Genomic DNA, 6,470 nt, shown 5'->3' on the forward strand with positions numbered 1-6,470 from the left:
CACGCGGCCGCCCCGCCTACGATCGCGGCATGGGGTACGAGGTGCGGCCGGCGCGGCCCGCGGACCTGCCGCGGCTGGCGGACATCGAGAACTCGGGCGACGCGATGTTCCGGGAGATCGGGATCGTGTTCCCGCCCGGCCCGACCGTGATCGAGCAGCTGATCGGTGACGGCGCCGCCCGGATCGTGGTGGCGGGCGACCCGGCGGTGGGCTTCGCGGCGGTCGAGGAGGTCGACGGCGCCGCGCACCTGGAGCAGATCTCGGTGCGCGGCGACCTGACCGGGCGGGGGATCGGCGCCGCGCTGCTCGCGGAGGTCATGGCGGGGGCGGCGGCGTCCGGGGCGCCCGGCGTCAGCCTGCTGACGTACCGGGACGTCCCGTGGAACGGCCCCTGGTACGCCCGGCACGGCTTCGCGGAGCTGCCGGAGGAGCGGTGGGGCCCGGGGCTCAGGTCCTACTGGGCCGCCGAGATCGAGGCGGGCCTGCACGACCTCGGGCCGCGCGTCGCCATGTGGGCGCCCTGCCCCCAATAACGGATCTACAATGTAAAGGCGGGAACCGGTGGCGGCGCGCGGACGTCTGCCTGATGGACGTGGAGGAGGACGCTTGATCAGCCCGTTCGCACGGCTGCGGGACCGTCTCGGCGAGCGCCGCGCCGCGCTCGTCCTCCTCGCCGTCCTGCTGGCACTGGCCGTCGTCCCGGTGGTGGCGCTGCCCGCCGCGCGCTGCGAGGTGTTCGGCGCGGGGTGCCGGACGCCCGTCCCGGAGCAGCGCGCCGACCCGGTCGCCGCCGAGCGGGCCCCGACGCCGCTGGAGGCGGCCACGCGCGGCGCCTACGTCGCGCTCGGGGACTCCTACTCGGCGGGCGTCGGCGCGGAGGCGACCCCGGCCGACCACAACCCGCTCGCCCGCTGCCACCGGACGTCCAAGGCGTACTACCACGAGGTCTCCCAGGCGTTCCGGTTCGCGAAGGGCACCTCGTTCTGGGCCTGCTCGGGCGCCACGACCCGCGACGTCCTGAAGGGACGGCACGGCGAGCCCCCGCAGATCGGGCGCATCGGGCGCGACACCAGCCTGATCACCCTCAGCATCGGCGGCAACGACGTCGGGTTCTCCAAGGTGCTCGCCGGCTGCGTGGTGAAGCTGCCGTGGAGCAAGAGCTGCACCCGGCAGGGCGAGGAGATCGCGGGGAAGATGGCCGAGCTGCGCCAGAGCCTGCCGTCCCTGCTCGCCGACATCACCGCGCGGGCCCCCGGCGCGCGGGTGGTCGTGATGGGGTACCCGAAGGCGTTCTCCGAGGTCAGCGGCGTGGACGCGGACAACATCACGGTGTCGGACCAGCGCTGGCTGAACGCCCGCGCCTACGAGCTGGGGCAGCTGATCCGGCAGTCGGTCGCGGAGGCCGACGCCCGCAAGGCCGCCACGCGCGCCCCCGGCAGCGTCGAGTTCGTCGACGCCTACGGCGCGTTCGCCGGGCACGAGGTCGGCAGCCAGAACGCCTACATGAACGGCCTGGCGCTGAAGCTGCCCGCCCTGGAGGCGGAGCCGCGCAGCTACCACCCGACGGTCGCCGGCCAGCACGCCCTCGCGCAGCTGTTCATCGAGCAGATCAAGAAGGGCCCGGGCCGCCCGCTGTCCTAGCGGGGGAGCGCGCGGTTCGTAGGCTGGGAGGGGACGTCCCGTCGAGGGAGGACCCGATGGCCATCACGGTGGCGCTCGCCGGGGACACCATGCTCGGGCGCGGAGTGGGAATCCGGATCGCCGAGTACGGCCCGCACGGCCTGTTCTCCGGCGGTGTGCGCGACGCGTTCGCGGAGGCGGACCTGGCGCTGCTGAACCTGGAGTGCTGCGTCTCCGACCGGGGGCGGCCCTGGGACGCCCCGGGCAAGCCCTTCCACTTCCGGGCTCCGCCGGACGCGGTCGACGTCCTCGCCGAGCTGGGCGTCGACTGCGTGACGCTCGCCAACAACCACGCCCTCGACTACGGCGCCGACGCGCTGGCGGACACGGTCGATCTCCTGGAGCGGGCGGGCATCCGCACGATCGGCGCCGGAGAGGATCTCGCGGCGGCGGAGGAGCCGGCCGTGCTGGAGGCGCGGGGCACGCGGGTGGCGGTGGTGGGCGTCACCGACCATCCGGCCGACTTCGCCGCGGGGCCCGACCGCCCCGGTGTCGCCTTCACCGATCTGCGCGAGGGCGTCCCGGACGACCTGGCGCGGCGGATCCGCGAGCTGCGGGACGGCGTCGGCACCGTGCTCGTCATGCCGCACTGGGGCCCGAACATGACCTCGGAGCCGCCGCGCTACGTCCGCCGGGCGGCCCGGAGCCTCGTGGACGCCGGCGCGTCGCTCGTCGCGGGCAGTTCGGCGCACGTGTTCCACGGTGCGGCCCCGCCGGTCGTGTTCGACATGGGCGACTTCATCGACGACTACATCGTCGATCCGATGCTCCGCAACGACCTGGGCCTGCTGTTCCTGGTCACCGTGGACGAGGGGCGGCCGTCCCGGTTCGAGGCGGTGCCGCTCCGGCTGGACTTCGCCCGCACGGAGTGCGCGGAGGGCGCCGACCACGCCTGGATCACCGAGCGGTTCACCGCCGCCTGCCGCGCCTTCGGGACGGACGTCGCCGTGCGGGGCGGCCGCCTCGTCATCGGCGGGCTATAGCGGGTCGCCGAGCGGCCCGTACTCGTCCACCAGCGCCTCGGCCCAGTGGGCGGCGAAGTCCGGTCGCGTGCCGTCGGCGTCGGTGAAGCCGTACTCCTCGTAGAGGCCCGAGGTGGCCAGCGCCCGGCCCGACTTGTCCATGATGTTCGGGTCGGCGGCGAGGGCGGCGACCGCCCGTCCGAGATAGGCGGGGGACTCGGAGTACGCCCGGTCAGTATCCCCATGGTTCCTCCCTGCCCGTGCGGAGGTGCGGCGCGTCCTCGCGGACGTGCGGTGCGAGGACGGCGCGGATCTCCTGGCGGAGCCGCTCCGGGAGCGTCCCCTCGCGGTCGAGGGCCCAGCTCAGGCCGGTTCCCGCGACGACGGCCCGGATCGTCCGGGCCAGGGCGCGGGTGTCGGTGCCGGGGCGGAGCTCGCCGCCGGCCGCCGCCTCGCCGAGCAGCAGTTCGATCACGCGGCACTGCGCCCGGTGGACGGCCAGGGCGTGCTCGTGCAGCTCGGGGTCGGTGAGGTCCGCGCACAGGAAGGCCAGGTGGTTCGCGAACCGCTCCGGCGTGGACATCTCGGACATCCCCTCGACCGCGAAGGCGTCGAGCGCCGCGAGCGCCGACGCGTGCCCCGCCCTCGCCCGCTCGTGCAGCGCGTTGGCGTCCCGGACGGCGGACGCGGCCAGCGCCACCAGCAGCCCGCGCTTGGACCCGAACCGCTGGACGAGCGTGCCCGGCACCACCCCCACCTCGCCGGCCACGGCGGCGAGGGTGAGCCGGGCCGGTCCGACCCGTCCGATCACCTCGACCGCCGCCCGCAGGATCGCCGCGTCGTCGACGCCCCTCGGCCGCCCCGCCATCGCACCCCCATTAATAAATGAATGTGCATTTATAAAGCATCCGCACCTCGCGCACGCAAGCGCAGTTACGTATCGTGACGACAGGGTAGCCATAGGCAATGACCGGCTCGCCTCAGCCCGAACGCGGTGTCTCCTATCCGGTCACCGCGCTGTTCATGGCGGCCGTCTTCCTGCTCGGCGCGGCGTTCATCGCGTCCTACGTGGGCGGGCTCCACGCGCCGCACCCGCACCGGCTGCCGGTGGCTGTGGTCGGCCCGCCGGACGCCGCGGCACGCGTCGGCGCCGCGCTGGACCGCCAGGGCGACCAGTTCGACACGCGCGGGTACCCGACCGCCGAGGCCGCGCGGCGGGCGATCCGCCACCGCGACGTCTACGGCGCCTACGTGCCGCAGCAGGGCCGGCTGCTCGTCACCACTGCCTTCGGCCCGGCCACCAGCGGCCTGCTGCGCGGCGCGTTCGCGCAGGTCGCGGCGTCCAGTGGGCAGACCCTGGCCGTGCAGGACGTGGTGCCCGCCGACCCCGGGGACTCCGAAGGGCTCGTCCCGTTCTACCTGGTGATCGCGTGGATCGTCAGCGGCTACCTGGTCGCCGCGATCGTCGGCCTCTACCGGGGGATGGCGGCCCGGACGCCGCGCGACGCCGTCGTCCGCCTGCTGGCCTTCGCGGTGTACTCGGCGGCCGTCGGCGCCGCCGGGACGCTGATCGTGGAGACCGGCTACGGCTACCTGCCCGGCCACCCCTGGCTGCTCACCGGCGTCGGCGCGCTCTGCGTGTTCGCCATCGCGGTCGCGACGGCCGCCGCCGAGAGCCTGCTCGGCATCATCGGGACGGCGCTGGCGATCGTGGTGTTCGTCGTGCTCGGCAACCCGGCCGCCGGGGGGCCGTGGCCGCTGCAGATGCTGCCGGGGTTCTGGCGGGACGTCGGCCCGTGGCTGCCCAACTGGGCCGGGACGGAGGCGGTCCGGAACGCCGTCTACTTCGACGGCAACGACCTGGCCCGGCCCCTGATCGTGCTCGGCTGCTACGCCGCCGCCGGGATCGTGCTCGTCCTGCTGCTCGCGGGCCGCAGCAACCCGGTGATGCGCTTCCCCGGCCCTCCGGTCGAGTGATCAGCCGACGGGCAGGCCGAACCGCACCGGCACGCCCGGCGAGTACAGCACGCTGACCGGCTCGCCCAGCGGCCCCGGCAGCCCCGCCGCCGCCACGAGGTCCTGCTCGCAGCGCAGCAGCGTCGCCCGGTGCAGCGGCCATCGCGGGTGGACGTTCGGCAGGAACCGCACCCGCCCGAAGACCTCGTTGTGCATGCCCCAGCGAGCGGTGAGGAAATGCTCCAGTTCGGACGGTTCCGCCACCCGCTCGCCGATCCGCACGTCGATCCGGCTGTAGGCGCCGCGCGGCCCGGGCCACCGCCGCGAACTGGTGTAGCTGACGACGTCCTTGCGGGCCCGGACGGACATGCGCGACCACTGGTACGGCATCCGGAACGCCGCCCGCGCGATCGCCACGGGCAGCAGCCGCGAGGCGTCCAGCGACCGGAACACCACGCCCCGCCGCCCCCGCGCGTCCACCGAGTACAGCCGGACGTTCGTCTCCGGGAACGTCCCGAGGTAGGGGACGCCGGGCAGCCCGAGCCACCCGACCCGGTCCATCCAGAACGCGACGAGGCCGACATAGGTGACCCCGTCCAGCGTGTCGGGTTCGACGCCGTCCGGTAGCAGCGGCGCGACCCGCCGCGGCTCCACCGCCCAGTGGATGAACGCCAGGTCGAGCCACCATTGCGTGAGCAGCGGCCGGGAGATCACTCCCGGCGCGTCGGGGGCAACGGGCTCCGGCATCACGGACACGGCGCCATCGTCCCACGACCCCTCAGGCCGGACGCGTGTCAGGGCTCCCCTGGACCCGGATGGGCGCCGCGCCGGCGATCACCCGCCGGTCCGCGTGGGAGCGTTCCTCCGGTCAGCCGGACGGCTCCAGCTCGACGATCGAGTGCAGTCCGCCCGGCCTGACCGAGCCGACCCGCAGACCGGCCGACGCGGCCAGCTCGCCCAGTTCGGCCAGGGTGCGCTCCCTGCCGCGGACGTAGCAGAGCATCCGCAGGTCGCCTTCGGTGTCCCGCGTGTCGCCCTCGACGTTGGCGACGTGCTCCACCACGAGCACCTTCCCCGTCCCCGATGCCGCCTCGGCGCACCGCCGCAGAATCCGCGCGGCCTGCTCGTCGTCCCAGTCGTGAAGGACGCCCGAGAGCAGGTATCCGCCCGCCCCGGCGGGAAGGGGGTCGAAGAAGCTGCCCGCCTCGGCGTCGGCCCGGTCGCCCAGTCCGGCCCCGGCGATGGCCGCCTTGGCGCGCGCGACCGGCCCGGCCAGGTCGATCACCGTTCCGCGCAGGTCTTCGTGGGCGCGAAGGAGGGCGATCAGCAGGCTCCCGTCGCCGCCGCCCACGTCGACCACGCGACCGAGACCGCCCCAGGGGTAGGCGGCGGCCAGCACGGGCGCCTCCTCCGCCAGCCGCCCGCCCATCAACGCGTCGAACGACGCCGCACGCCGCGCGTCGGCCGACAGGTCCTCCCAGAACGTCCGGCCGAAACGACGCGGGAAGGCGGGCTCCCCGGTGCGCACGGTGTGCAGCAGTTCGGTGAAGCACAGATCGGCATGCCCGATGGCCCCTTCCAGGTCGAGCCAGACCCGCAGGCCCCCTGGATGGTCATCACGAAGCTGCTCGCCCAGGTCAGTCAGCTCATAGGCGCCGTCGTCCTCGCGGACCAGCACACGGGCGGTCACCAGATGCCCCATGAGCCGTCCCAGCGCGTCGGCTTCGGCGCCCGCCGCCGCGGCGAGCGCCTCGACCGTCCGCGCGCCGCCCGCGATGTGGTCGGCCAGCCGCAGCGTCGCCGCCACCCGGATCGCCATCGGAGTGAGCAGATCGGCGGCCGCCCACAGCTCCCCGCCTGGAGGGCGAGAAG

Annotated in this window: 8 protein-coding genes; 4 read left to right on the forward strand and 4 right to left on the reverse strand. The window is 74.5% G+C overall.

The genetic code is table 11. The features are described 5' to 3' along the window. The first annotated feature begins 29 nt into the window (after window positions 1–29). The 3 genes from ETD96_RS11130 (at window position 30) to ETD96_RS11140 (ending at window position 2,663) form a co-directional block, all read left to right on the forward strand. Window positions 30–533, forward strand: a complete 504-nt coding sequence (locus tag ETD96_RS11130; protein WP_138636245.1) for a GNAT family N-acetyltransferase — start codon at window positions 30–32, stop codon at window positions 531–533. Window positions 534–606: 73 nt separating this feature from the next. Further along, window positions 607–1,641, forward strand: coding sequence for an SGNH/GDSL hydrolase family protein (locus ETD96_RS11135; RefSeq protein ID WP_138636246.1), 1,035 nt, complete (start codon window positions 607–609; stop codon window positions 1,639–1,641). A 56-nt stretch (window positions 1,642–1,697) separates the two neighbouring features. Next, on the forward strand, window positions 1,698–2,663 hold the full coding sequence (locus ETD96_RS11140; protein ID WP_138636247.1) for a CapA family protein: 966 nt from the start codon (window positions 1,698–1,700) through the stop codon (window positions 2,661–2,663). On the opposite strand, the gene ETD96_RS11145 is transcribed toward ETD96_RS11140, so the two are convergent. Together ETD96_RS11145 and ETD96_RS11150 are read right to left on the reverse strand one after the other, a co-directional pair. Next, entirely contained in the window at window positions 2,658–2,804 is a 147-nt protein-coding gene (locus ETD96_RS11145; RefSeq protein ID WP_205719211.1) for a hypothetical protein, read from the reverse strand. The two genes, ETD96_RS11140 and ETD96_RS11145, sit on opposite strands and share 6 nt — an antisense overlap. A gap of 70 nt (window positions 2,805–2,874) precedes the next feature. Next, window positions 2,875–3,510 carry a TetR/AcrR family transcriptional regulator gene (locus ETD96_RS11150; protein WP_138636248.1) on the reverse strand — a complete coding sequence of 212 codons (636 nt, stop codon included), beginning with the start codon at window positions 3,508–3,510 and terminating at the stop codon, window positions 2,875–2,877. A 98-nt stretch (window positions 3,511–3,608) separates the two neighbouring features. Between ETD96_RS11150 and ETD96_RS11155 the strand changes: the two genes are divergently transcribed. Beyond that, window positions 3,609–4,619: a DUF3533 domain-containing protein gene (locus ETD96_RS11155; RefSeq protein WP_138636249.1), complete on the forward strand. Its 1,011-nt coding sequence runs from the start codon at window positions 3,609–3,611 to the stop codon at window positions 4,617–4,619. On the opposite strand, the gene ETD96_RS11160 is transcribed toward ETD96_RS11155, so the two are convergent. Together ETD96_RS11160 and ETD96_RS11165 are read right to left on the reverse strand one after the other, a co-directional pair. Next, window positions 4,620–5,345: a YqjF family protein gene (locus ETD96_RS11160; RefSeq protein ID WP_138636250.1), complete on the reverse strand. Its 726-nt coding sequence runs from the start codon at window positions 5,343–5,345 to the stop codon at window positions 4,620–4,622. Window positions 5,346–5,466: 121 nt separating this feature from the next. After that, the coding region (locus ETD96_RS11165) for a methyltransferase (protein ID WP_420884747.1) at window positions 5,467–6,470 on the reverse strand (1,004 nt) is incomplete at its 5' end.

Origin of the sequence: Actinomadura geliboluensis (assembly GCF_005889745.1) — a bacterium.
Classification (GTDB): domain Bacteria; phylum Actinomycetota; class Actinomycetes; order Streptosporangiales; family Streptosporangiaceae; genus Spirillospora; species Spirillospora geliboluensis.